This window comes from Pantoea sp. FN0302, from assembly GCF_050113775.1.
Taxonomy (GTDB): domain Bacteria; phylum Pseudomonadota; class Gammaproteobacteria; order Enterobacterales; family Enterobacteriaceae; genus Mixta; species Mixta alhagi.
In genome coordinates, this window is the sequence record NZ_JBNJSM010000001.1 from 2061563 (window position 1) to 2085720 (window position 24158).

The 24158-nt window shown below is 53.6% G+C and carries 25 protein-coding genes; 14 read left to right on the forward strand and 11 right to left on the reverse strand.

The genetic code is table 11. The annotated features are described in order from the left end of the window. Position 1: 1 nt before the first annotated feature. From clpP to bolA, 3 genes are all read right to left on the reverse strand, one after another. The gene (clpP, locus tag ACQE32_RS09735) at positions 2-625 is read right to left on the reverse strand and encodes an ATP-dependent Clp endopeptidase proteolytic subunit ClpP (RefSeq protein WP_085067711.1); all 624 of its coding nucleotides are present in this window, start codon (positions 623-625) and stop codon (positions 2-4) included. Between the two features lie 340 nt (positions 626-965). After that, positions 966-2270: a trigger factor gene (tig, locus tag ACQE32_RS09740; RefSeq protein ID WP_427021675.1), complete on the reverse strand. Its 1305-nt coding sequence runs from the start codon at positions 2268-2270 to the stop codon at positions 966-968. 308 nt (positions 2271-2578) lie between these two features. Then, the gene (bolA, locus tag ACQE32_RS09745) at positions 2579-2893 is read right to left on the reverse strand and encodes a transcriptional regulator BolA (protein ID WP_427021676.1); all 315 of its coding nucleotides are present in this window, start codon (positions 2891-2893) and stop codon (positions 2579-2581) included. Between the two features lie 277 nt (positions 2894-3170). Between bolA and ACQE32_RS09750 the strand changes: the two genes are divergently transcribed. From ACQE32_RS09750 to ACQE32_RS09785, 8 genes are all read left to right on the forward strand, one after another. After that, positions 3171-3749 (forward strand): lipoprotein, encoded by a 579-nt coding sequence (locus tag ACQE32_RS09750; protein ID WP_426974620.1) that lies wholly within the window; start codon positions 3171-3173, stop codon positions 3747-3749. A 54-nt stretch (positions 3750-3803) separates the two neighbouring features. Next, positions 3804-5279, forward strand: a complete 1476-nt coding sequence (gene ampG / locus ACQE32_RS09755) for a muropeptide MFS transporter AmpG (protein WP_427021677.1) — start codon at positions 3804-3806, stop codon at positions 5277-5279. A 441-nt stretch (positions 5280-5720) separates the two neighbouring features. Next, entirely contained in the window at positions 5721-6647 is a 927-nt protein-coding gene (gene cyoA / locus ACQE32_RS09760; RefSeq protein WP_085067716.1) for a cytochrome o ubiquinol oxidase subunit II, read from the forward strand. Positions 6648-6651: 4 nt separating this feature from the next. Beyond that, positions 6652-8634: a cytochrome o ubiquinol oxidase subunit I gene (gene cyoB / locus ACQE32_RS09765; protein ID WP_426974622.1), complete on the forward strand. Its 1983-nt coding sequence runs from the start codon at positions 6652-6654 to the stop codon at positions 8632-8634. Further along, positions 8634-9245 (forward strand): cytochrome o ubiquinol oxidase subunit III, encoded by a 612-nt coding sequence (locus ACQE32_RS09770; protein ID WP_085067718.1) that lies wholly within the window; start codon positions 8634-8636, stop codon positions 9243-9245. Before cyoB ends, ACQE32_RS09770 begins: the two co-directional genes overlap by 1 nt. Continuing rightward, complete coding sequence (locus ACQE32_RS09775; protein ID WP_141176762.1) at positions 9245-9577, forward strand: cytochrome o ubiquinol oxidase subunit IV; 333 nt, start codon at positions 9245-9247, stop codon at positions 9575-9577. Before ACQE32_RS09770 ends, ACQE32_RS09775 begins: the two co-directional genes overlap by 1 nt. Before the next feature lie 13 nt (positions 9578-9590). Next, positions 9591-10478 carry a heme o synthase gene (gene cyoE, locus ACQE32_RS09780; RefSeq protein WP_085067720.1) on the forward strand — a complete coding sequence of 296 codons (888 nt, stop codon included), beginning with the start codon at positions 9591-9593 and terminating at the stop codon, positions 10476-10478. Between the two features lie 126 nt (positions 10479-10604). Continuing rightward, complete coding sequence (locus ACQE32_RS09785; RefSeq protein ID WP_426974623.1) at positions 10605-11969, forward strand: MFS transporter; 1365 nt, start codon at positions 10605-10607, stop codon at positions 11967-11969. Between the two features lie 325 nt (positions 11970-12294). Here ACQE32_RS09785 and ACQE32_RS09790 read toward each other — a convergent pair whose 3' ends face one another. Then, entirely contained in the window at positions 12295-12786 is a 492-nt protein-coding gene (locus tag ACQE32_RS09790; protein WP_250652051.1) for a YajQ family cyclic di-GMP-binding protein, read from the reverse strand. Positions 12787-12918: 132 nt separating this feature from the next. Between ACQE32_RS09790 and panE the strand changes: the two genes are divergently transcribed. Together panE and yajL are read left to right on the forward strand one after the other, a co-directional pair. Further along, on the forward strand, positions 12919-13839 hold the full coding sequence (gene panE, locus ACQE32_RS09795; RefSeq protein WP_426974624.1) for a 2-dehydropantoate 2-reductase: 921 nt from the start codon (positions 12919-12921) through the stop codon (positions 13837-13839). After that, positions 13793-14395, forward strand: a complete 603-nt coding sequence (gene yajL, locus ACQE32_RS09800) for a protein deglycase YajL (protein ID WP_427021678.1) — start codon at positions 13793-13795, stop codon at positions 14393-14395. Before panE ends, yajL begins: the two co-directional genes overlap by 47 nt. A gap of 38 nt (positions 14396-14433) precedes the next feature. Here yajL and thiI read toward each other — a convergent pair whose 3' ends face one another. Further along, positions 14434-15882, reverse strand: coding sequence for a tRNA uracil 4-sulfurtransferase ThiI (gene thiI / locus ACQE32_RS09805; protein ID WP_426974626.1), 1449 nt, complete (start codon positions 15880-15882; stop codon positions 14434-14436). Between the two features lie 231 nt (positions 15883-16113). Between thiI and xseB the strand changes: the two genes are divergently transcribed. Genes xseB through dxs form a run of 3 tightly spaced genes read left to right on the forward strand, consistent with a single transcriptional unit; the run spans position 16114 to position 19140 of the window. Then, the gene (gene xseB / locus ACQE32_RS09810; protein WP_085067726.1) at positions 16114-16356 is read left to right on the forward strand and encodes an exodeoxyribonuclease VII small subunit; all 243 of its coding nucleotides are present in this window, start codon (positions 16114-16116) and stop codon (positions 16354-16356) included. Then, complete coding sequence (gene ispA, locus ACQE32_RS09815; RefSeq protein WP_250652047.1) at positions 16356-17255, forward strand: (2E,6E)-farnesyl diphosphate synthase; 900 nt, start codon at positions 16356-16358, stop codon at positions 17253-17255. Before xseB ends, ispA begins: the two co-directional genes overlap by 1 nt. Before the next feature lie 19 nt (positions 17256-17274). Continuing rightward, positions 17275-19140, forward strand: a complete 1866-nt coding sequence (gene dxs, locus ACQE32_RS09820) for a 1-deoxy-D-xylulose-5-phosphate synthase (RefSeq protein WP_427021679.1) — start codon at positions 17275-17277, stop codon at positions 19138-19140. A gap of 144 nt (positions 19141-19284) precedes the next feature. Here dxs and pgpA read toward each other — a convergent pair whose 3' ends face one another. The 6 genes from pgpA to nrdR all read right to left on the reverse strand — a co-directional run bounded on the left by pgpA (position 19285) and on the right by nrdR (position 23362). Further along, positions 19285-19788 carry a phosphatidylglycerophosphatase A gene (pgpA, locus tag ACQE32_RS09825; protein WP_426974746.1) on the reverse strand — a complete coding sequence of 168 codons (504 nt, stop codon included), beginning with the start codon at positions 19786-19788 and terminating at the stop codon, positions 19285-19287. Further along, entirely contained in the window at positions 19769-20746 is a 978-nt protein-coding gene (gene thiL / locus ACQE32_RS09830; RefSeq protein ID WP_427021680.1) for a thiamine-phosphate kinase, read from the reverse strand. Before thiL ends, pgpA begins: the two co-directional genes overlap by 20 nt. 57 nt (positions 20747-20803) lie before the next feature. Beyond that, positions 20804-21223 carry a transcription antitermination factor NusB gene (gene nusB, locus ACQE32_RS09835; RefSeq protein WP_085067732.1) on the reverse strand — a complete coding sequence of 140 codons (420 nt, stop codon included), beginning with the start codon at positions 21221-21223 and terminating at the stop codon, positions 20804-20806. A gap of 19 nt (positions 21224-21242) precedes the next feature. Next, positions 21243-21713, reverse strand: coding sequence for a 6,7-dimethyl-8-ribityllumazine synthase (ribH, locus tag ACQE32_RS09840; protein ID WP_085067733.1), 471 nt, complete (start codon positions 21711-21713; stop codon positions 21243-21245). A gap of 89 nt (positions 21714-21802) precedes the next feature. Beyond that, complete coding sequence (gene ribD, locus ACQE32_RS09845) at positions 21803-22909, reverse strand: bifunctional diaminohydroxyphosphoribosylaminopyrimidine deaminase/5-amino-6-(5-phosphoribosylamino)uracil reductase RibD (protein ID WP_426980968.1); 1107 nt, start codon at positions 22907-22909, stop codon at positions 21803-21805. Between the two features lie 3 nt (positions 22910-22912). Further along, positions 22913-23362, reverse strand: coding sequence for a transcriptional regulator NrdR (gene nrdR, locus ACQE32_RS09850; RefSeq protein ID WP_038627640.1), 450 nt, complete (start codon positions 23360-23362; stop codon positions 22913-22915). Between the two features lie 170 nt (positions 23363-23532). On the opposite strand from nrdR, the gene ACQE32_RS09855 reads away from it, so the two are divergent. Then, on the forward strand, positions 23533-24072 hold the full coding sequence (locus tag ACQE32_RS09855) for a DUF3251 domain-containing protein (RefSeq protein ID WP_427021681.1): 540 nt from the start codon (positions 23533-23535) through the stop codon (positions 24070-24072). The last annotated feature ends 86 nt before the right edge of the window (positions 24073-24158 follow it).

A 24158-nucleotide genomic window follows, 5' to 3' on the forward strand; every position in this document is an offset into this window, starting at 1 on the left:
CTTATTGGCGATGCGTAAGGATAGAATCAACTAAACCATACTCTACCGCCTCACTCGCTGAGAGGAAACGGTCACGCTCGGTGTCACGTTCGATTTGCTCAAGCGATTTGCCGGTATGTTCCGCCATCAGTTCGTTCATGCGCTGTTTAACTTTAAGAATCTCACGGGCATGAATTTCGATATCTGTCGCCTGGCCCTGATAGCCGCCCAGCGGCTGGTGGATCATTACACGGGAGTTAGGCAGGCAGTAACGCTTGCCTTTAGTGCCAGCCGTCAACAGGAAAGCCCCCATTGAGCAAGCCTGCCCCATACAAATGGTGCTGACATCCGGCTTGATAAACTTCATGGTATCGTAAATCGACATACCAGCGGTAATCACGCCGCCCGGTGAGTTGATATACAGGTAAATATCTTTTTCTGGGTTTTCCGCTTCCAGAAACAGCATCTGGGCCACGATCAGGTTCGCCATATGATCTTCAACCTGACCGGTAAGGAAAATGACGCGCTCTTTTAACAGGCGGGAATAAATGTCGTAAGAACGCTCGCCGCGCGAGGTTTGTTCGACCACCATGGGCACCAGCGCCATGTTAGGTGCTGAAAATTCACGTTCGCCATTGTATGACATTACCGTCTCCTGGATAAATTTCATTGGCAACATTCTGTACCGATTCTACTTAAGTGAGAACATGAAAACCATGCTTCACGTTGCCACTCTCCGACGCCATCCGGACGGTCAATCAGCCAGCTTTTCACTTTTCACGATATTCGGAAAACTATCTTGGGGCGTGTGCCCGTTGTTTCAAGCATAACAACGTTTTCTTCAATCGCTAACCTGGAATAGCATCATACCGAATAACCTGACGCTTAATTAGTCAAAAAGGTACACAAAAAGCGTTTTCTGAAAGGGATAAATAAAAAGCCCGCTCCTTGCGGCAGCGGGCTTTCAACATTTAACGCATGAAAAATCAAGCCATTGAGGTCTGATTCATCAGATCCTGGAACTTAGTGGCTTTCTCAGTCACTTTCGCTTTTTCCAGAACCGCTTCAACTGCCTGCTCTTCCAGAGCAACGTTGCGCATGTTGTTCATAAGCTCATTGTTTTTGCTGTAGAACTCGATCACTTCCTGCGGATCTTCGTAGGCAGAAGCCATTTCTTCGATCAGCGTTTTCACGCGATCTTCATCTGCTTTCAGATCGTTGGTGCGGATCACTTCGCCCAGCAGCAGACCCACTACTACGCGACGCTTAGCCTGCTCTTCGAACAGTTCACGTGGCAGTTCCAGAGCCTGTTTCTCATTGCCACCAAAGCGCTGTGCAGCCTGACGACGCAGTACGTCGATTTCGCTGTCGATCAGTGCAGCCGGCACGTCGATATCGTTGGCTTTTACCAGGCCGTCAATCGCCTGAGTTTTAACACGGTTACGCACGGCGCCTTTCAGCTCGCGCTCCATGTTTTTACGCACTTCCGCACGCAGGCCAGCAACAGAGCCATCTTCCACGCCGAAACGTTTGATGAATTCTTCAGTCAGTTCCGGCAGCTCGCGCTCTTCAACTTTTTTCAGCACGATAGCGAACTTCGCGTCTTTCCCTTTCAGGTTTTCCGCGTGGTAATCTTCCGGGAATTTCACGTCGATAGTGAATTCTTCGCCAGCTTTATGACCCACAACGCCTTCTTCGAAGCCCGGGATCATGCGGCCCTGACCCATAGCCAGTACGAAGTCAGAAGCTTTACCGCCTTCAAACTCTTCGCCGTCTACGGAGCCGGAGAAATCAACGGTAACGCGATCTTCAGCGGCCGCTTCACCTTCTTTTTCTTTCCAGGTCGCCTGCTGTTTGCGCAGGGTGTCCAGCATTGCGTCCACATCTTCGTCGGTCACTTCTACAATCGGTTTTTCAACTTCGATTTCGTCCAGACCCTGCAGCTCAACTTCCGGATACACTTCAAATTCTACAGAGTAAGTAAAATCTTCACCCTGTTTGTATTCGCCCGGTACGTAATTCGGCGCGCCGGCCGGATTGATTTTCTCTTTGATGATGGCGTCAACAAAGTTGCGCTGCATCAGGTCGCCCAGCACATCCTGACGAACAGAGGCGCCGTAACGCTGCGCCACAACGCTCATCGGCACTTTGCCTTTACGGAAACCGTCGATACGGACTTTCTTCGCTACATCGACCAGCTCTTTTTTCACAGCGTTCTCGATGCTGTCAGCAGCGACAGTAATCGTAACGCGACGGCCCAGGCCCTGAGTGGTTTCTACTGAAACTTGCATCTTGTTACCTCAAAAAATCACGAGCTCGGTCAACTTCAGATAGCGCAGATAAAAGTCCGCGCTATCCAACAACCGGGACGGCCTCTGATGAAGAACCATTCCCTGTTACCAGAAGCGTCCCGAAGCAATTCCGGAAAAATAGACGCAGCATTATAGCGGCATCGTTTTACCGCGTCGAGAACGCAAACCGGGCACCGGTTCGCAGTTTGGTGGAAAATAAGTGAAAAACATCTTTATTCAGGTGCTGAACTGGGCGAAATTCAGACAAAAGAAAACGGCCCTCAGGCCGTTTTGGTTAATTCCTCGTTTCAGGCCAACATCCCTGCTCCGCGACAGTTAGGCGAAGGGAGTACGGTATCCTGCAACCCTTCCCACTCTTTCAGCGTATAGGTATGCAACGCCAGCGCGTGAATGCTGCCGGCCAGCTCTTCGCTCAGGGTGCTATAAATAGCACGGTGGCGCATTAAAAAGCGCTGGTCGGTAAAACTATCGCTGACGATCACCACTTTGAAGTGGCTCTCCGATCCCGCAGGGACATTATGACGATAACTCTCATCATGAACTTCCAGGTGGGCCGGTTGAAAGGCGGTTCTTAACTTTTCTTCTATTTCTTCGCGAATCATGACATCCACTCCTCTACGGCAGAGAGCTACGCCCCATCCCTTTAAATATTAGTCGGTTTTAACCCGTTTCCGCAGCTAATGTAAAAAAAACTGTCCCGCTTGTTACGACCAGAGCGTGCGACTGCGCGCCTGCTCACAGTAAATCGCGTTACGCTATGTTGAAAAAACAAGCGGAGTGATGAATTTACACGCCGTCGGGGCTTTCTTCACAGAAACGCAATGATATGATGCCCGCTGTTTTGTCAGCAATATCATTCAGACTTACGAGAAAATAAGCATGCTAAAAAAACTTTTCTTCCCTCTGCTGGCTGCCTTTATCCTGGCTGGCTGTGCGAACAACAGCAATACGATTGATGTCCAACCTACTATCCAGCTACCTCAGCAAGATCCGAGCCTGATGGGCGTTACGGTTAGCATTAACGGTGCCGATCAACGTTCCGACCAGGCGCTGGCCAAAGTTACTCGCGATGCTCAGCTGGTGACGCTGACGCCAAGCCGCGATCTGCGTTTCCTGCTGCAGGAAGTGCTGGAGAAGCAGATGACCGCTCGCGGTTATATGATTGGCCCTAACGGCGCGGTAGATTTGCAGATCGTGGTGAACAACCTGTATGCCGATGTCACTCAGGGCAACCTGCGCTATAGCATCACCACCAAAGCGGACATTTCCATTATTGCCAACGCCAAAAACGGCAATAAGCAGGTGAAAAATTATCGCCAGACCTACAGCGTCGAAGGCGCATTTAACGCCACCAATGAAAAAATCACCAAGGCCGTTAACTCTACCCTGAGCGATGTCATTTCTGATATGGCACAGGACACCAGTGTGAGTAGCTTTATCAAGCAGAACGCGCGTTAATGATTTTCGGTAGCCCGGCAGGATGCCGGGCGTGCCTACAGGAAAAGAGTCGTTATGGATAATCAGTTTCTGCGTATGTTTACCCAGCGCAATGCAGCCATCCTGCTCCTGCTGGGCTTCGCCTCCGGCCTTCCCCTCGCCCTGACTTCCGGTACGCTACAGGCGTGGATGACGGTTGAGGGTGTGGATCTTAAAACCATCGGCTTTTTTTCGCTGGTTGGACAAGCCTATGTTTTTAAGTTTCTCTGGTCGCCGCTGATGGATCGCTTTACGCCGCCTTTTTTGGGACGGCGTCGCGGCTGGCTGGTGATCACGCAACTTTTGCTGATCGGCGGCATTGCGCTGATGGGCAGCATGGAGCCTTCGCGTCATCTGACCCTACTGGCCGCGCTGGCGGTGTTGGTCGCCTTCTGTTCCGCCTCGCAGGATATTGTATTCGATGCCTGGAAAACCGATGTTTTGCCGCCGGAAGAGCGCGGCAGCGGCGCAGCAATCACCGTATTAGGCTATCGCCTGGCGATGCTGGTTTCGGGCGGGCTGGCGCTGTGGCTGGCGGATCGCTATTTAGGCTGGCAGGCAACCTACTGGCTGATGGCGTTAATGATGCTGCCCGGTTTTATTGCTACCCTGCTGGCAAAGGAGCCGACCGATGTGGTTGCCCGGCCCCGTACGCTGGAAGAAGCCGTGATGGCGCCGCTGCGCGACTTCTTCAACCGCAATAATGCCTGGCTGATGCTGTCGCTGATTGTGCTTTATAAGCTGGGGGATGCTTTTGCCGCCAGCCTGACCACCACTTTTCTGATTCGCGGCGTCGGCTTTTCCGCTGGCGACGTCGGGCTGGTCAATAAATCGCTCGGGCTGCTGGCGACCATTATCGGCGCGCTCTACGGCGGCGTATTAATGCAGCGTCTGAGTCTGTTTCGTGCGCTAATGCTGTTTGGCGTACTGCAAGCTTTCTCTAATCTGGCCTACTGGCTGCTTTCCGTTACGCCGCCGCATATGTGGAGTATGGCTGGCGCGGTATTTGTGGAAAACCTGTGTGGCGGAATGGGCACTGCCGCGTTTGTCGCACTGTTGATGAGCCTGTGTAATCGTTCATTTTCCGCTACGCAGTTCGCTTTACTCTCGGCGCTCTCGGCAGTCGGGCGGGTTTATGTTGGTCCGGCAGCGGGCTGGCTGGTAGAGCTGTGGGGTTGGCCGACATTTTATGCTTTCTCCGTAATTGCTGCTCTGCCAGGCCTGCTGCTGCTGGCAGCCAGCAAACAGAGCCTTCTGCAGTCGCAGGAGAGTCAGCACTTTAATCCGCGTCAGCGCTGGCCTGTTGGCTATCGCTGGGCGCTGCGTCTGCTGGCCACTGGCAGCGCGCTGCTGGCGTTTTGGCTGTTAGCACTGGCGCTGGAAGCCGCCGGGTTGATGAGCCTGCCCTCGTTGTTTCCTTTGTTTAACCTCGGCTGCTTGTTGATGCTGTTGGGTATATTTACCGGTACGCTGCTGGACTACCTGGCGCAGCGCAAAACGTTACCCGCTTAATTAAGCCGGACGGTAAAAATAGTTTCCGTCCGGACCTAATAAAAGCCTTCAGCATTGAATTTTTCTACCAACTAATTTTACGAAAAAAATTATCCGTCGGGTTCAACAAACTGCGTCTAATATTAAAAAACGGTGCGTAATTATTTATGTTTAATAATTATCTCGCAAATGATACAGGCTTGTTAAACTATTGAGGCGCGATTACGTTGTTTAGAATCATCCCTTCCTATAATTCATTTGAGACATCCTTTTTCGTTATATTAACTCAACCACCTGTCTACATTAATATTCCGTCACCTTCTGCAACAGATGTGACACCCTTGGCAAAAGGTGTCAACACCCTTCTGACACGTTCTTAAGCTGGTTTACACTGCATAAACCTTCCCGTAAAATGCCGCCACACTTAAACGACAATAGAGCCCTTGTCATTGAGGTCGTTAAATGAGACTCAGGAAATACAATAAAAGTTTGGGGATTTTGTCATTAATTGCAGGCACTTTATTGTTAAGTGGCTGTGATAGTGCGTTGTTAGATCCCAAAGGACAGGTTGCAATGGAGCAACGTTCGCTGATACTGACAGCCTTTGGCTTGATGTTGATCGTTGTTATACCCGCAATTCTGATGGCCGTGGTGTTCGCATGGAAGTATCGTGCGTCCAACACTAATGCAAAATATAGCCCTAACTGGTCCCACTCCAATAAAGTGGAAGCAGTGGTCTGGACCGTTCCGATCCTGATCATCCTCTTCCTTGGCGTGCTGACCTGGAAATCAACCCACGCGCTGGAACCTGGCAAACCGCTGGCTTCTGACGTGAAACCGGTTGAGATCGATGTTATCGCACTGGACTGGAAATGGTTGTTTATCTATCCGGAACAGGGTATTGCCACGGTTAATGAGATTGCGTTCCCGGCGAATACTCCGGTGAGCTTCAAAATCACCTCAAACTCCGTCATGAACTCCTTCTTCATTCCGACCCTCGGCAGCCAGATCTACGCGATGGCGGGGATGCAGACCAAGCTGCACCTGATTGCTAACGAGCCGGGTACCTTTAAGGGCATCTCGTCTAACTTTAGCGGTCGTGGTTTCTCAGGAATGAAGTTTAACGCTATTGCTACTCCCGATCAGGCAAGCTTCGAGCAATGGGTAGCCAAAGCGAAACAGGCACCGAATACCTTAACCACCATGGATGAATTCGAAAAACTGGCAGCGCCAAGCGAAAACCATCCGGTTGAGTACTTCTCCAGTGCGGATCCTGAATTGTTCAAGCAGGTTATTGAAAAATTCAAGATGAACCACGGGACGATGGACATGTCAGGTCATGAAGGCATGGACATGAGTGAAGCCTCTCACGCGGGAGCCGAGGAATAATACGATGTTCGGAAAATTAACACTGGATGCAGTGCCGTACCATGAGCCTATTATCATGGTTACGGTGGCCGCCATCATTCTTGGTGGTCTGGCCCTTGTCGCTGCGCTGACTTACTTCGGTAAGTGGAAATACTTGTGGACCGAATGGCTGACGTCAGTCGACCACAAAAAACTGGGTATCATGTATGTGATCCTGGCATTTGTCATGCTGCTGCGTGGCTTTGCCGATGCTATCATGATGCGTGGTCAACAGATGTTGGCCTCCGCCGGGGAAGCGGGCTTCCTGCCTCCTCATCACTACGATCAGATCTTTACCGCCCACGGCGTAATTATGATCTTCTTCGTAGCGATGCCGTTCGTTGTTGGTCTGATGAACATTGCTGTTCCTCTGCAGATCGGCGCGCGCGACGTGGCGTTCCCTTTCCTTAATAACCTGAGTTTCTGGTTCACCGCTGTCGGCGTGATTCTGGTTAACCTCTCTCTGGCCGTGGGCGAGTTTGCTCAGACCGGTTGGCTGGCCTATCCCCCGCTGTCAGGCGCGGAATACAGTCCAGGCGTTGGGGTAGATTACTGGATCTGGAGTCTGCAGCTTTCCGGTATCGGTACGACATTAACAGGTATTAACTTCTTCGTTACTATCCTGAAAATGCGTGCGCCGGGCATGACCATGTTCAAAATGCCGGTTTTCACCTGGGCATCACTGTGTACTAACGTGCTGATCATCGCTGCGTTCCCGGTACTGACCGTGACGCTGGCGCTGTTGACCCTTGACCGTTATCTGGGCTTCCATTTCTTTACCAATGATATGGGTGGCAACATGATGATGTATGTCAACCTGATCTGGGTATGGGGCCATCCGGAAGTTTATATTCTGGTTCTGCCGGTGTTCGGTGTGTTCTCAGAAGTGGTTGCCACGTTCTCGAAAAAGCGCCTGTTTGGTTATACCTCGCTGGTGTGGGCAACCGTGGTCATTACCGTTCTGTCCTTTATCGTTTGGCTGCACCACTTCTTCACTATGGGTGCGGGTGCGAACGTTAACGCCTTCTTCGGCATTATGACGATGATTATCGCCATCCCGACCGGCGTTAAGATCTTTAACTGGCTGTTCACCATGTACCAGGGCCGCATTCAGATGCACTCTGCCATGCTGTGGACCGTAGGCTTCCTGGTCACCTTCTCTGTGGGTGGTATGACCGGTGTTCTGCTGGCGGTTCCGGGTGCTGACTTCGTGCTGCACAACAGTCTGTTCCTGATCGCGCACTTCCATAACGTGATTATCGGTGGTGTGGTATTCGGTTGTATGGCCGGTGTGACCTACTGGTTCCCGAAAGCATTTGGTTTCACCCTGAACGAAACCTGGGGTAAACGCGCTTTCTGGTTCTGGATTATCGGTTTCTTCGTTGCCTTTATGCCGCTGTACGCGCTGGGCTTTATGGGCATGACCCGTCGTCTGAGCCAGGATATCGATCCGCAGTTCCATACGCTGCTGGTTGTTGCTGCCGTAGGTGTTGGCCTGATTGCGCTGGGTATCCTCTCTCAGCTGATCATGTTCTGGGTTTCTGTACGCGACCGTCACCTGAACCGCGATCTGACCGGTGACCCATGGGGTGGCCGTACGCTGGAGTGGTCAACTTCCTCTCCGCCGCCGTTCTATAACTTCGCAGTGGTTCCGCACATCAATGAGCGTGATGCCTTCTGGGAAATGAAAGAAAAAGGTGAAGCGTATAAGCAGCCTGCTCATTATGAAGAGATCCATATGCCGAAAAACAGCGGCGCGGGCCTGATTATCGCCCTGTTCGCAACGGTCTTTGGTTTCGCTGCCATCTGGCATATCTGGTGGCTGATGGGTCTGTCCTTCGTGGCGATGATTGTTAGCTGGATCGTTAAAAGCTTCGATGAAGACGTTGATTACTATGTTCCGGTCAAAGAGGTCGAAGCAATTGAAAATCAGCACTTCAAAGATATCAGCAAAGCAGGTCTGAAATAATGGCACAAACACTGTCTAAACAGCACGACGCCCATGCGGAGCATGGGCATCACGATGCGGGAGCCAATAAGATTTTTGGCTTCTGGATCTACCTGATGAGCGACTGCATTATCTTCGCAACGCTGTTTGCGACCTATGCAGTTATGGTCAACAACACTGCCGGTGGTCCGGCAGGTAAAGACATTTTCGAACTGCCGTTCGTACTGGTCGAAACCGCCCTGCTGCTGTTGAGCTCCATTACTTACGGTATGGCCGTTATCGGCATGAACAACGGCAAAAAAGGCGCGGTTAACCGCTGGCTGGCGCTGACGTTCTTGTTCGGACTTGGCTTTATCGCGATGGAAATCTATGAGTTCCATCATCTGATCGCAGAAGGCTTCGGCCCGGATCGCAGCGGCTTCCTGTCAGCCTTCTTTACGCTGGTTGGTACGCACGGTCTGCACGTAACCTCTGGTCTGATCTGGATGCTGGTTCTGATGTTCCAGATTGCTAAAAATGGTCTGAATGCCACCAACCGCGCGCGTATCATGTGTCTGAGCTTGTTCTGGCACTTCCTCGACGTGGTATGGATCTGCGTATTTACCGTTGTCTATCTGATGGGGGCCATGTAATGAGTCATTCTGTTAACGAACATGGCGCATCTCACGGCAGCGTGAAATCGTACATGATTGGCTTCATCCTCTCTGTCATCCTGACGGCTATTCCGTTCTGGATGGTAATGGATGGCGGCGCTTCGCATGGCACAATTCTCAGCGTGGTTCTGGTGTGTGCGGTAGTTCAGGTGCTTGTTCACCTGGTCTTCTTCTTGCACCTTGATACCAAATCTGAAGGCGGCTGGAACTTTGTGGCGATTGTGTTCTCCGCCATAATTATTCTGATTGTTGTCGTCGGCTCGCTGTGGATCATGTGGAACCTCAACTACAACATGATGATGTCCCACTAAAGAGTCGCTCGTGATGATTAAGCAATACCTGCAAGTAACAAAACCAGGAATTATTTTCGGGAATTTAATTTCTGTTATCGGGGGTTTTCTGCTGGCTTCGAAAGGCAGTATTGATTACACCCTGTTTCTCACCGCCCTGGTTGGTGTCTCACTGGTGGTCGCATCAGGTTGTGTTTATAACAACTTTATCGACCGCGACATCGACAGAAAAATGGAGAGAACCAAGAATCGAGTGCTGGTAAAAGGCCTCATCTCTCCGAAAGTAACCCTGGTTTATGCAACCGCATTAGGTATTGCTGGCTTTGCGTTGCTGTATTTCGGAGCAAACCCGCTGGCCATGTGGCTGGCGGTCATGGGCTTCGTGGTATACGTCGGCATTTACAGCCTCTATATGAAGCGTAAATCAGTCTACGGTACGCTGATTGGTAGTCTTTCCGGCGCTGCGCCGCCGGTTATTGGCTACTGCGCAGTGACTAACGAGTTTGATGCTGGCGCGCTGATCCTGCTGGCGATCTTTAGCCTGTGGCAGATGCCGCATTCCTATGCGATTGCTATCTTCCGCTTTAAAGATTACCAGGCAGCAAATATTCCGGTTCTGCCGGTGGTGAAAGGGATTTCCGTGGCAAAAAATCATATTACGCTCTACATTCTGGCGTTTATGATTGCCACGCTGATGCTGACGCTGGGCGGCTACGCTGGCTACAAATATCTGGTGGTTGCGGCGGCAGTAAGCGTTTGGTGGCTGGGAATGGCACTTTCAGGTTATAAAACGTCAAACGATCGCGTTTGGGCTCGTAAACTGTTTGTGTTCTCCATTGTCGCTATCACGGCGCTAAGCGTGATGATGTCGGTTGACTTTATGGCACCGGTGTCAGAAAACCTGCTGACTTACGTACGCTAATCGTAAGCTACATCACTAAGGGCGCTTCTTGCGCCCTTTCTTTTTGTTACGACTGCTTAAAAACTTCCGTTTTACCCGCCCTGCCCTGCTCCTTAAAATAGTGTCAGTAATAATATTGAGGTTGCAATGAACGATAACAAAATGACACCGGTTGAGCTGCGCGCAACCTGGGGTTTAGGCACCGTATTTTCTTTGCGTATGCTGGGCATGTTTATGGTTTTACCGGTGCTCACCACATACGGCATGGCTTTACAGGGTGCAAGCGAAGCGCTCATTGGCCTGGCGATTGGTATTTATGGTCTGGCTCAGGCTATTTTCCAGATACCATTTGGCCTGCTCTCCGATCGTATTGGCCGGAAACCGCTTATTGTCGGCGGCCTGCTGGTTTTTGTGCTCGGCAGCGTGATTGCAGCCAGTACCACCTCGATTTGGGGAGTCATTCTCGGTCGCGCCCTGCAGGGCTCCGGGGCGATTGCCGCCGCGGTTATGGCGTTGCTCTCCGATCTTACACGTGAGCAGAACCGCACCAAAGCGATGGCGTTTATCGGCATCAGCTTTGGCGTGACCTTTGCCATTGCGATGGTGCTGGGTCCGATCATTACGCATGCCTTCGGCCTGCATGCGCTGTTCTGGATGATCGCCATTCTGGCCAGCTGCGGTATTGTGATTACATTGCTGGTGGTGCCTAACGCGCCGCATCATGTTTTGAACCGCGAATCGGGAATGGTGAAAGGCAGTATTCGCGAAGTGCTGATGCAGCCGCGCCTGTTGAAATTGAATATCGGCATTTTCTGCCTGCATATTCTGCTGATGTCGAGTTTCGTTGCTCTGCCCGGTCAGTTTGAGCTGGCGGGTTTCCCGGCTGAGCAGCACTGGAAGGTTTATCTGATCACCATGCTGGTGGCGTTTGTTGGCGTGGTGCCTTTTATTATCTATGCCGAAGTGAAACGCCGTATGAAGCGGGTTTTTATCTGCTGTGTCGCGTTGATCCTTATCGCCGAGATTGTACTTTGGGGAGCAGGAAATCACTTCTGGACGCTGGTGATTGGCGTGCAGCTTTTTTTCCTCGCCTTTAATCTGATGGAAGCCATTCTGCCTTCATTAATCAGTAAAGAATCACCGGCCGGTTATAAAGGCACCGCGATGGGAATTTATTCCACCAGCCAGTTTCTGGGCGTGGCGATAGGCGGCAGCATGGGCGGCTGGGTTTTCGATCGGTTTGATGCGCAAACGGTGTTTTTGCTGGGCTCGATTGTCGCTACGCTGTGGCTGCTGCTTAGCAGTACCATGCAGGAGCCGCCTTATGTCAGTAGCCTGCGTATCGTGCTGAGTGAGAATGCGCTTAACGATCCGCGCCTTGAGCAAAAACTTAAAGCGCAGCGCGGCGTCTCTTCGGTGTTTATCGTGCCGGAAGAGCGTAGCGCCTATATTAAAATCGACAGTAAGGTGACCAGCCGGGTTGAGCTGGAAGCGTTGATTGCCAGCGCCTGACGCGTTGCCCTTCTCCGCTGGCAGCATCGATACAATCAGGGCCGCATGACGCGGCCTGGCACTATCAACGCGGCCTGATACCATCACTGCGGTCTGAGGCGCAGAAAGGCAGTATGGGCAGCCTTCAAATAAGGGCCGGTGCCTGCACAGGCAGGCCGGTCCGATCGTAAAGACGCAAAAAACGTCATCCCTGACAGCTCGGCCCGCGGCGTCCCTGCCGCGGGACGCTTTACTCTTCTGCCCGGCCTGCCTGTGCCGCAGACGTCGGTGATGTCTGTCAGTACATTACGCGCCCCGCTTATCGATACGGTGCTATCACATTTAATTAATCGCGGAAGTTTTTAAACTGGAACGGCTGGCCCAGGTTTCCGCCGCGCACCAGCGCTATGGCGCTTTGCAGATCGTCGCGCGATTTACCGTTTACGCGCACCTCTTCTCCCTGAATCTGCGCCTGAACTTTAATCTTACTGTCCTTGATAAGCTTAACAATCTTCTTCGCCATATCGGTCTCGATACCCTGCTTGAGTTTGGCATCCAGACTCCAGCTCTTGCCGCTATGCTCGATCTGCTCCGGCACTTCCAGCGCTGCGCCTTCAATTCCGCGTTTAAGTAGCTTCTCACGCAGAATATCCACCAGCTGTTTCACCTGAAAATCGGACTCGGTGGTGACTTTAATGGTCTGCGCTTTTTCATTCAGCTCAATGCTGGCAGTGACATTACGAAAATCAAAGCGGGTTGACAGCTCACGGTTGGCGTTTTCTACCGCGTTTCGTACTTCCTGCATGTCGATTTCAGAAACGATATCGAAAGATGGCATAATTTTTTTCTCCAGACTCCAAAGTGACAGGCATAATACCTGCTTGTGCATGGCAAGGAAAATAGCCCTTAGGCATAGCTATACTCAATTAACTCGCCGGTAAGGCTCTGAAAACCGCCTGCGGGAGGACGCATGAAAATTACGGTACTTGGCTGCGGCGCGCTTGGTCAGCTCTGGCTGGCGGCGCTCGATCGACAGGGGCATGAGGTACAGGGCTGGCTACGGGTTCCGCAGCCCTGGTGTTCGGTGAACGTTATTGATACCGACGGTTCAGTGGTAAATAAAACCTTTATTGCCAACGATCCACTGTTTCTTAGCCAGTGCGATCTTCTGCTGGTTACGGTTAAAGCCTGGCAAGTTTCCGGCGCGGTAAAGAATCTGCAAAGCCTGCTGCCGCCAGACTGCCCAGTATTGCTGCTGCATAACGGTATGGGCACGCTGGAAGAGCTGAAAAGCCTGACGCAGCCGTTACTGCGTGGCGTTACTACCCATGCAGCTAAACATGACGGTACGGTTATCCTGCACGTTGCCAGCGGCACCACACATATTGGACCGGGCTCCGCTGATAGCGCGGCGTTAAGCGATCTGGCTGAAATGCTGCATCAGGCGCTGCCGGATGTTGCCTGGCATAATAATGTCTCTGCCGCATGCTGGCAGAAGCTGGCCGTTAACTGTGTTATCAATCCTCTCAGCGCCATCCATGACTGCTTAAACGGCGAACTGATCGCCTGGCCGGAGCAAATTTCCCTGCTCTGTGATGAGGTTGCGGCGGTTATGACGCGGGAAGGGCTGCATACCAGCGCCGGTCAGTTGAAGGAGTATATTTATTCCGTGATTGCCAGCACCGCGCTTAATGTCTCCTCTATGCTGCAGGATATCCGGTCCCAGCGTCGCACTGAGATTGAATATATTACTGGTTATCTGCTGCAGCGCGCGCGGGCGCAGGGGATTGCCGTGCCGGAGAATGCCCGGCTATATGAGCTGATCAAGCGTAAGGAACAAGATTATGAACGCGAACGTATCGGTGCTGGTCTGCCTGGCACATGGCACTGAAGAAACCGAAGCCGTCACCACTATCGACCTGCTGGTGCGCGGTGGAATTCATGTCACCACCGCCAGCGTCAACGGCGATGGCAGTTGCGAAATTGTCTGTTCACGTGGCGTGCGACTGCTGGCGGATGCGCCGCTGGTCGAGGTTGCAGACAACGATTTTGCGGCTATCATGCTGCCGGGCGGCCTGAAGGGCGCGGAGGCCTTCCGCGATAGTCCGCTGCTGGTGGAGACGGTGCGCCAGTTTCATCTTTCCGGACGCATTGTTGCCGCCATTTGCGCCGCAGCTGGCACGGTACTGGTGCCGCACGATCTCTTTCCACTGGGGAATATGACCGGTTTTCCTGGATTAAAAGAGACTATCCCGGCGGAAAAATGGGTGGAAAAACGCGTGGTTTGGGATCCCCGCGTTAACTTACTGACCAGCCAGGGGCCAGGCACGGCGATAGATTTTGCCCTGAAGCTGATCGATCTGCTGGCAGGAAAAGAGAAAGCACGGGAAGTGGGGGAACAGCTGGTGATGGCGGCGGGGATTTACGATTATCGCGACCCGTTTTAAGCTTTAAGGCCAGCCGGACGGCTGGCCTCACTACTGGCTTAAGGACGATACACCTTCACGTTCTTAAAGCCCTGCTCATACAGATAGAGCGCCTGCAAACGGCTCATCACGCCGCGATCGCAGTACAAAAGCCAGGTTTTGCTCTGGTCAAGATCGCCAAAATGGGTGGCCAGTTTGAAGAACGGCAGCGATGTCACATCCATCCCTTCCACCTTCAGCGGCTTAGATTCCTGCTCATCCAGCGAGCGAATATCCAGCAGCGCTTCGTTCGCTGAAACAGAAGCAACGGTTTCTACTTCCACCACCTCTTCCTGTGACTGTTCTGCGATGGTACGAATATCAACGTTGGTCGCTTCCTGCACCGCACGCTCCAGCACGCTGAAATCGAAATTCGCTTCTTCCGCTTCGATCTTGCTCTTCACCGCTTTGACCGTTGGGCTTTTCGAGATCACACCGCAATATTCCGGCATGGTACGGGCAAAGTCTTCCGTGCCGATCTGGCGCGCGAGATTGATGATGTGCTCTTTATCATGCGAAATCAGCGGACGCAGGATCAGGGTATCAGAGGCGTTATCAATCAGGCGCAGGTTAGTCAGCGTCTGGCTGGATACCTGACCCAGCGCCTCGCCGGTCACCAGCGCCTGCACGCCGTAGCGCTCGGCGATTTGCGAAGCCGCACGCACCATCATGCGCTTCAGTACCACGCCCATCTGGCCGTCATCCACTTTTTCCAGAATCTCCGCCACCACCGGCTCGAAATTGATGGCGACAAAACGCACGCGATGCGAGCGACCAAAACGATTCCACAGATAGTGTGCCACCTGACGAACGCCGATTTCATGCGCCGCGCCGCCAAGGTTAAAGAAGCAGTAATGTACGCGGCAGCCGCGACGCAACAGCATATAGCTGGAAACGCCGGAGTCGAAACCGCCGGAAATCAGCGACAGCACATCCTCCTGCGTACCGATAGGGAAGCCGCCCAGGCCTTCATGGCGGCCGGTCACCAGTATCAGGCGCTCGTTCTCAATCTCCAGATTGACCGTAACCTGCGGATGCGAAAGCTTTACCTGCGCGCTGGCGATATGCTGATTCAGACCGCCGCCGACATAGCGCTCCACATCCTGCGAGCTGAACGGATGCTGTCCCCGACGCTTAACGCGTACGCAGAAGGTTTTCCCTTCCAGACGTTCGCGGTTAACGGCCAGCGTCTGCTCAAAAATATCGTGCATATCGGTCCATGTACGATCTTCTACTGCCAGCACATGATGGATACCGGGAATGCGCGTGAGCTCATCGACATAAACTTCACGCAGGCTTTCATTTTTGGATCGTACTTCAATATGATCCCAGTGACGCACCACTGCCAGAGTTTCATCAAGATCCTTCAGTACGTTACGAATATTACCCGTAAGGATTTTGATAAAGCGCAAGCGCACCGACTGACTCTTGATGGTGATTTCAGGAAATAATTTAATGATAAACTTCATGGCAGCACAGCTCTGAGATAATTAAGTGCTAAAAACAGCGGCACTTAACTGATAAAATCAATGAATTGCAAAGTCACCTGCGTCCTTTGCTTCCGAGGCGCGGCAGTATATCACTTTTGTCTTTAAGCTGCCTGTTTTACCGTCATGCTCTATCATTATTTTGCTAATCATTTCGAGTCGGCTACCATGTCCGCTTGCTATAGATAAAAAACCTGTGAGCCAATAATCACTATGCCAAAAAAAGCCGAACAGCCCATTAGTTTTGAGACGTCCCTGCAGCAGCTGGAGCAGATAGTTACCCGTCTGGAAAGCGGCGATTTACCGCTGGAAGAGGCGCTGAATGAATTTGAGCGCGGCGTACAGCTGGCAAAAGTAGGGCAAAAAACCCTGCAGCAGGCGGAACAGCGCGTTCAGATCCTGCTTAACGATGATAAAGATGCCGCCCTGACGCCTTTTACGCCGGATGCTGAATAATGGATTTTGCTGAACTGCTTGCCCACTACCATCAGCGGGTGAACCTTGCGCTGTCGCGTTTTATTGCTCCCCTGCCCTTTCAGAGTTCTCCTCTGGTTAATGCCATGCAATATGGGGCATTATTAGGCGGTAAACGGCTGCGTCCGTTTTTAGTATATGTGGTCGGCGATATGTTACAGGCCGACACGGATACCCTGGACGCGCCCGCCGCCGCCGTTGAATGCATTCACGCCTACTCATTGATTCATGACGATCTTCCGGCTATGGATGACGATAGCCTGCGCCGTGGACAGCCAACCTGCCATATTAAATTTGGCGAGGATACCGCTATTTTAGCGGGCGATGCGCTGCAAACGCTGGCCTTTTCGATCCTTGCCGATGCGCCGATGCATGGCGTTCAACCGCAGGACCGCATCGCCATGATTTCTGAGCTGGCGCAGGCCAGCGGCGTGGCAGGCATGTGCGGCGGTCAGGCATTGGATCTGGCGGCGGAAGGTCAGCAGATCGATTTAGCGACGCTGGAAAAAATTCATCGTCATAAAACCGGTGCGTTAATTCGCGCTGCCGTTCGTCTTGGCGCGCTGAGCGCTGGCGAACGCGGGCGTGCAGCCCTGCCGCTGCTCGATCGTTATGCCAATGCGATCGGGCTCGCCTTTCAGGTTCAGGATGACATTCTGGATGTGGTGGGCGATACCGCAGTAACGGGCAAACAGCAGGGTGCCGATCAGCAACTTGGCAAAAGCACCTATCCGGCTCTGATGGGGCTGGACGATGCCCGCCAGAAAGCGCAGGACCTCTATCAGGAAGCGCTCGGCGCGCTGGATCAGCTGGCCGCACTTTCTCTGGACACCTCCGCCTTACATGCGCTGGCAGGCTTCATTATCGAACGCGATAAATAACTTCCACAATGAGTCTCTGATGAGTTTTGATACTGCAAAATACCCGACGCTGGCGCTTGCCGATACCGTGCAAGAACTGCGTAAACTGCCGAAAGAGAAGTTGCCGGCACTGTGCGATGAACTACGTCAGTACCTGCTGGACAGCGTCAGCCGCTCCAGCGGCCATTTTGCTTCGGGCCTCGGGGTGGTTGAACTGACCGTCGCGCTTCACTACGTCTATAACACGCCGTTCGATCATTTGGTGTGGGATGTCGGTCATCAGGCCTACCCGCATAAAATTCTGACTGGACGCCGCGACCGCATCGGCACCATTCGCCAAAAAAATGGCCTGCATCCATTCCCCTGGCGGGCAGAAAGCGAATATGACGTGCTGAGCGTGGGACACTCCTCTACCTCAATCAGCGCCGGTCTTGGTATGGCGGTGGCCGCAGGCAAAGAGGGCCAGGGCCGTCGTACCGCCTGTATTATTGGCGACGGCGCTATCACCGCCGGGATGGCCTTTGAGGCGATGAACCATGCCGGTGATATCAAAGCGGACCTGCTGGTGATTCTGAACGATAACGAAATGTCGATTTCAGAAAACGTTGGCGCGCTTAATAATCGCCTGGCGCAAATCCTCTCTGGTAAAACCTATGCACGCCTGCGTGAAGGCGGCAAAAAGGTGCTAACCGGCCTGCCGCCGATTAAAGAGCTGGTTAAACGTACCGAAGAACATCTTAAAGGTATGGTGGTGCCTGGAACGCTGTTTGAGGAACTGGGCTTCAACTATATCGGCCCGGTTGATGGTCACGATGTACTGATGCTGGTGCATACCCTCAGCAATATGCGCGATCTGAAAGGTCCGCAGTTTCTGCATATCATGACGAAAAAAGGCAAAGGCTACGCGCCGGCGGAGAACGATCCTATCGCCTGGCATGCCGTGCCTAAATTCGATCCGGCCAGCGGCGCGCTGCCTAAAAGTTCTGGCGGTTTACCCACCTACTCCGCGATTTTCGGCGACTGGCTGTGCGAAACCGCAGCAGACGACAACAAGCTGATGGCGATTACGCCAGCGATGCGTGAAGGCTCTGGTATGGTGGGCTTTTCACGCCAGTATCCGGGCCAATATTTCGACGTAGCAATTGCCGAGCAGCATGCGGTGACCTTTGCTGCCGGACTGGCTATCGGCGGCTACAAGCCGGTGGTGGCAATCTACTCCACTTTCCTGCAGCGCGCTTACGATCAGCTGATTCATGACGTGGCAATTCAGCAGCTGCCTGTACTGTTCGCTATCGATCGCGGCGGTATTGTCGGCGCGGATGGACAAACGCACCAGGGCGCGTTCGATCTCGCTTTCCTGCGTACCATTCCCGGCATGGTGATCATGACGCCCAGCGACGAAAACGAATGCCGTCAAATGCTCTATACCGGCTATCACTATCAGGCCGGGCCAAGCGCAGTGCGTTATCCGCGCGGCACCGGCACCGGCGCGCCTATGCAGCCGCTGGTCTCACTGCCGCTGGGCAAAGGCGTAGTAAAACGTCGCGGTGAAAAGCTGGCGATCCTCAACTTCGGCACGCTGCTGCCGGAAGCACAGGCAACAGCCGACGCGCTGAACGCCACGCTGGTGGATATGCGTTTCGTTAAACCACTGGATGAGGCGCTGATACTGGAACTGGCGGCCAGCCATGAATCGCTGGTGACGCTGGAGGAAGGCGCGATTAAAGGCGGCGCAGGTAGCGGCGTTAATGAACTGCTGATGGCGAAGCGTGTTGCGGTGCCGGTATTGAATATCGGTCTGCCGGATGAGTTTATCCCGCAGGGCACCCAGGATGAGATCCGACACGACTATCAGCTGGACGCTGAAGGAATTCAGCAGCAGATCGCTGAGTGGCTGGCCCAGTAACGCTGTTTAGCGCCGGAGCTGCGTAAACCGCTGACCGGCGCTACATTGTTCGGCTGTATGCTTCCCCACGCTCTCTGTACAGCGCTCCTTTACCTGCTACTTTTGCGATAAAGGTGTTGTTCGGGTCGGGCAACGCTTCAGCCGTTACAGCGGCCAGTGATGCCCAATAAACCACAGCAGCGCGGCCGAGAGGATCCCGGCAATCACATCGTCCACCATAATCCCCATCCCGCCATGCACGTTGCGATCGAACCAGCGGATCGGCCAGGGCTTCCATATATCCAGCACGCGGAAAGTCACAAAGCCAGCCAGCACCCATTGCCAGCTATTGACTGGGATGGCCATCAGCGTAATCCACATACCGATAAACTCATCCCAGACGATGCTGCCGTGGTCATGAACGCCCATATCTTTGGCGGTACGGTGACAGAGATAAACGCCGATACAGATGCCGAACATCACCAGCAGCGAATAGATATCCTGCGGTAAAAAGGTCATCAGCCACCAGAATGGCAGCGCCGCCAGCGATCCCATGGTGCCCGGCCCCCACGGGAACAGGCCACTACCGAAACCGGTTGCCATCAGGTGCCACGGATTGCTCAGGCGCAGGCGACTTTTCGCCAGATCTTTATCGCGCGTCAAAATGATCGAATCCTTTCAATTTCAGCATGGCTGGTTTGCCATCCTGTAACAACACCAACCCTTCTGATTCCGGTGCCAGCTGGCCGATACAGGTATAGGGCACGCCCAGCTTACCCAACGCTACGTCCAGCGCGCCACGGTTGATTTCAGGCACGGTAAAGCAGAGCTCGTAATCCTCACCGCCGCTTAACGCCCAGCGCAGCACCTGCTCCGGTTCGAAATGATCGCGCAGCACGGAAGATAACGGCAGAGCGTCGATATTTACCCGTGCGCCGCACTCGCTGGCCTTGAGGATATGCCCTAAATCGGAGATCAACCCATCAGAAATATCAATGGCCGCACTGGCAAGATTACGCAGCGCCTGCCCCTGTAAAATACGCGGCATGGGACGCAGGTGGCGCTTTATCAGCGCCTCATGGACCGCAGGATCGGTAATACGCACGCGATGCTGCAACAGCGCCAGACCTGCTGCGCTGTCGCCCAGCGAGCCAGTAACGTAAATCCAGTCGCCGGGACGTGCACCGCTGCGGCGCAAAGCGCGCCCCGCAGGCACCAGACCGTGAATACCCAGCGTCAGGCTACGTGGACCGCGCGTGGTATCGCCGCCGATCAACTGCATATCGTAGTAATCCAGCAGTTCAAACAGGCTGTCGCTGAACGCTTTCAGCCAGGCTTCGTCCACATCCGGCAGCGTCAGCGCCAGCGTCAGCCAGGCAGGATCGGCACCCATGGCGGCGAGATCGCTCAGATTAACCGCCAGCGCCTTATAACCGAGATCGGCAGGATGGATATCGCGCAGAAAGTGGATGCCTTCTACCAGCGTGTCGGTACTGATGGCCAGGGTTTGCTTTTCCGGCACGTTCAGTAACGCGCAGTCGTCGCCGATGCCTTTTTCCACATCGCGACGTGAGCTTGTCACGCGATTAAAATAACGCGCGATCAGTTCAAATTCGCCACATGACATAATGAAGTTCCGCTGAACCTGAATAGAAAAGGCCGGAAAGAATCCGGCCTCGATTGCTTATTTTTTGTTGGGGCGGATTTGCGGAGCGGCTTTATCCAGCACGCCGTTAACAAATTTATGACTGTCTTCAGCGCCAAACACTTTCGCCAGCTCGATACCTTCGTTGATAGCCACTTTATAGGGCACATCGCTGCGTTTGCTCAGTTCATACAGAGAGACGCGCAGAATGGCTTTTTCTACCTGACCCAGCTCTTCCAGCTGGCGTGACAGGTAAGGCTTCATCAAACCGTCAAGGTATGCGCTGTTGGTCGCAACGCCAGCCAGCAGCTCGCGGAAATAGTTGATATCAACATCTTTGACATCCTGTTCCGCGAGAAACTGATATTCAATATCAGCAATGTCATTATTGGACAACTGCCAGGAATAAAGCGCCTGGACAGCACACTCACGGGCGCGGCGACGAGCAGCAGGTTTCACAAAAATCCCCTTACAAAAATCAGGCTTTAATGGCTTTCAATACGTTAATCATTTCGAGCGCGGTCAGTGCAGCTTCCGCACCTTTATTGCCCGCTTTGGTACCAGCGCGTTCAATAGCCTGCTCGATATTTTCAGTGGTCAGGACGCCAAAGGCGACCGGGATGTCGCTGTTCATAGCGACGCTGGCAAGACCTGAGCTGGCCTCACCGGCAACATATTCGAAGTGCGCAGTGCCGCCACGGATTACGGTGCCCAGGGCAATAACCGCATCATGTTTTCCGGCATTGGCAACGGCGCGAGCCGTCATAGGTAATTCATAGGCGCCCGGCACCCAGATAACGGTGATGTTTTCATCATTCACCTGACCAATGCGCTTTAACGCATCAATCGCGCCATCCAGCAGGCTCTCATTGATGAAGTTGTTGAAACGCGCAATGATAATCGCGACTTTCGCTTCTGGCGTAGCAACAGCAGCTTCGATAATTTTCATAATTTTCCTTTCAGGGTTCTTATTGGCCCCGCAGGGGGGCGGATTCTACCACACTCTTTCGCACTCTGCTTCCGCTTTTCCGCAGGGCGTTAAACCGGCCTGAGCGTCAGGCGCAGATCCGGGCCTACCTGACGCACATCGCTGAAGCTGAACAGCGGCGCGTCACGCAGCTCGCTCAGGCCGGGTAAAGCGCACAATCCACGGGCGCTATCGCCCAGCAGCTTCGGCGCCATATAAACAATTAGCTCATCCACCACGCCCGCTTCCAGCAGCGCACCCGCCAGTTGAGCGCCCGCTTCGACCCACACCTGATTGATCTGCTGTTTACCCAGCAGCATCATCAGCGAAACCAGATCGAGCCGGTTATCACGCGGCGGAACTCGCAACTGCTGCACCGCCTGCGGCCAGCTTTGCTGCTCATCTGCCTGCAGGCGCGCCAGCCAGGTTTCACCCGGCTGATGCAGCAGGCGATGCTGCGGCGTTACCCGGTTCTGGCTGTCAATAATCACCCGTACCGGCTGGCGTAAATTTTCCTGCGGGTAGTGTGCCTGCGTGGCGGCACCCAGTTCCTCCCAGCGAACCGTCAGCGCCGGATCGTCAGCCAGCACGGTCGCACTGCTGCTAAGAATGGCAGAACTGAGCGCGCGCAGGCGCTGCACATCACGCCGCGCTTCGGGCGAGGTTATCCACTGGCTTTCGCCGCTGGCCATCGCCGTACGACCATCCAGCGATGCGCCCAGTTTTAGCTGAACGAAGGGAAAGCCGGTGCGCATGCGTTTTAAAAAACCACGGTTCAGCGCTTCAGCTTCCGCCATCATCAGCCCGTGACTGACGTCGATCCCTGCCTGCTGCAGACGATAAAGCCCGCGTCCAGCCACTTCCGGGTTAGGATCCTGCATCGCCGCAACCACCCGGCTGACGCCAGCGGCAATCAGCGCTTCACAGCACGGCGGCGTACGACCGTGATGGCTACAGGGTTCCAGGGTAACGTAAGCGGTCGCGCCCCTGGCCTGCTCGCCTGCCATCCGCAATGCATGCACTTCCGCGTGCGGCTCACCGGCGCGCTGATGCCAGCCCTCGCCCACGATAACGCCATCGCGTACGATAACGCAGCCAACGTTGGGATTCGGCGTAGTGGTAAAACGACCGCGCCGCGCCAGTTCCAGCGCGCGCGCCATATACTCTTCATCGCGCATAGCTTAATCCTGTAAACGGGCGATCTCTTCGCCAAATTCACGAATATCTTCAAAGCTGCGATAGACGGATGCAAAACGAATATAGGCAACTTTATCGAGTTTTTTCAGCTCATCCATCACCAGGTTGCCGATCATTTTGCTGGGAATTTCGCGTTCGCCTGTAGCGCGCAGCTGAGTTTTGATATGACTAATGGCGTTTTCAACGGCATCAGAGCTAACCGGGCGCTTTTCCAGCGCTTTAACCATGCCGCTGCGCAACTTATCCTCATTAAACGGCTCGCGGACATCGTTGCTTTTAATCACGCGTGGCATCACCAGTTCCGCCACCTCAAAGGTGGTAAAACGCTCATGGCAGTCCAGGCATTGACGGCGGCGGCGCACAGAGGTGCCTTCACCAACCAGACGAGAATCAATTACTTTGGTATCCACGGCGGAACAGAATGGGCAATGCATGACATATCCTGATTCTTCACGAAATGAAACCTTAGTGTACCCCGAAGCCCCTGACAACCAAAGCCTCGGCGGGCTGACGACGCATTTTTCTGTGCGGCCCGTGCGCTTTTTCGCCCTCCCGTACGCTTTCACCTAAGCTTGTAAGTAAAAGCGTTAAAAGGAGAGTGAAAATGAAAAAGGGTCTTTTTCTGCTGCCGTTATTGACCGCAGCGCTGCTTAACGGCTGCGCTGCTCCTTCTCCGGCAAAAAATCAGGCGCTACAGAGCGAGGTGAAACAGCTTAATCAGCAGGTTAATCAGCTGACGCGCCAGGCCAGCGCGCTGGAACAGCAAAACCAGTTAAACAGCCACTCCAGCCAGGGCGCATGGCTGCTGCCAGCGGCGAATACGCGCGTTGAGCTAAAAAGCCAGGCGGGGCCACTGATGTTAACGCTGACGCGCATTGAACCAGAGGCGAGCGGCACCCGCGCCTTGCTTACGCTGCGTTCGGCAGACGATCGCCCTTTGCAAAACCTGAGAATGCAGGTCGAATGGGGAGAACTGGATAGCGCCACCGGCAAACCTCTCAGCGCCGGTGCGCTGTCGCAAACCATTGAGGTACGTAATACTCTGCTGCCTAAAGCCGGACAGCCGGTTCCGCTGCGCCTGAGCGGCCTGTCGCCGCAGCAGTTAGGATATGTACGGGTACAGAATATTGAGCCGTTAAACTGAGCGGCGCAAACAACAGGTTAAAGGGATTAGGCCGCGCTTTGCGGAAATGAAAAAGGCCGCTTACGCGGCCTTTTATTTAGCTTACC

Coding starts and splice junctions, on each gene's coding strand:
- nrdR (WP_038627640.1), bottom strand. CDS start 23,362: ATGCATTGCCCATTCTGTTCCGCCGTGGATACCAAAGTAATTGATTCT.
- ampG (WP_427021677.1), top strand. CDS start 3,804: ATGGATAATCAGTTTCTGCGTATGTTTACCCAGCGCAATGCAGCCATC.
- cyoA (WP_085067716.1), top strand. CDS start 5,721: ATGAGACTCAGGAAATACAATAAAAGTTTGGGGATTTTGTCATTAATT.
- ACQE32_RS09775 (WP_141176762.1), top strand. CDS start 9,245: ATGAGTCATTCTGTTAACGAACATGGCGCATCTCACGGCAGCGTGAAA.
- panE (WP_426974624.1), top strand. CDS start 12,919: ATGAAAATTACGGTACTTGGCTGCGGCGCGCTTGGTCAGCTCTGGCTG.
- xseB (WP_085067726.1), top strand. CDS start 16,114: ATGCCAAAAAAAGCCGAACAGCCCATTAGTTTTGAGACGTCCCTGCAG.
- ACQE32_RS09750 (WP_426974620.1), top strand. CDS start 3,171: ATGCTAAAAAAACTTTTCTTCCCTCTGCTGGCTGCCTTTATCCTGGCT.
- cyoE (WP_085067720.1), top strand. CDS start 9,591: ATGATTAAGCAATACCTGCAAGTAACAAAACCAGGAATTATTTTCGGG.
- ribH (WP_085067733.1), bottom strand. CDS start 21,713: ATGAAAATTATCGAAGCTGCTGTTGCTACGCCAGAAGCGAAAGTCGCG.
- ribD (WP_426980968.1), bottom strand. CDS start 22,909: ATGCGCGATGAAGAGTATATGGCGCGCGCGCTGGAACTGGCGCGGCGC.
- ispA (WP_250652047.1), top strand. CDS start 16,356: ATGGATTTTGCTGAACTGCTTGCCCACTACCATCAGCGGGTGAACCTT.
- ACQE32_RS09855 (WP_427021681.1), top strand. CDS start 23,533: ATGAAAAAGGGTCTTTTTCTGCTGCCGTTATTGACCGCAGCGCTGCTT.
- ACQE32_RS09770 (WP_085067718.1), top strand. CDS start 8,634: ATGGCACAAACACTGTCTAAACAGCACGACGCCCATGCGGAGCATGGG.
- dxs (WP_427021679.1), top strand. CDS start 17,275: ATGAGTTTTGATACTGCAAAATACCCGACGCTGGCGCTTGCCGATACC.
- thiI (WP_426974626.1), bottom strand. CDS start 15,882: ATGAAGTTTATCATTAAATTATTTCCTGAAATCACCATCAAGAGTCAG.
- cyoB (WP_426974622.1), top strand. CDS start 6,652: ATGTTCGGAAAATTAACACTGGATGCAGTGCCGTACCATGAGCCTATT.
- ACQE32_RS09790 (WP_250652051.1), bottom strand. CDS start 12,786: ATGCCATCTTTCGATATCGTTTCTGAAATCGACATGCAGGAAGTACGA.
- thiL (WP_427021680.1), bottom strand. CDS start 20,746: ATGTCATGTGGCGAATTTGAACTGATCGCGCGTTATTTTAATCGCGTG.
- yajL (WP_427021678.1), top strand. CDS start 13,793: ATGAACGCGAACGTATCGGTGCTGGTCTGCCTGGCACATGGCACTGAA.
- ACQE32_RS09785 (WP_426974623.1), top strand. CDS start 10,605: ATGAACGATAACAAAATGACACCGGTTGAGCTGCGCGCAACCTGGGGT.
- bolA (WP_427021676.1), bottom strand. CDS start 2,893: ATGATTCGCGAAGAAATAGAAGAAAAGTTAAGAACCGCCTTTCAACCG.
- clpP (WP_085067711.1), bottom strand. CDS start 625: ATGTCATACAATGGCGAACGTGAATTTTCAGCACCTAACATGGCGCTG.
- tig (WP_427021675.1), bottom strand. CDS start 2,270: ATGCAAGTTTCAGTAGAAACCACTCAGGGCCTGGGCCGTCGCGTTACG.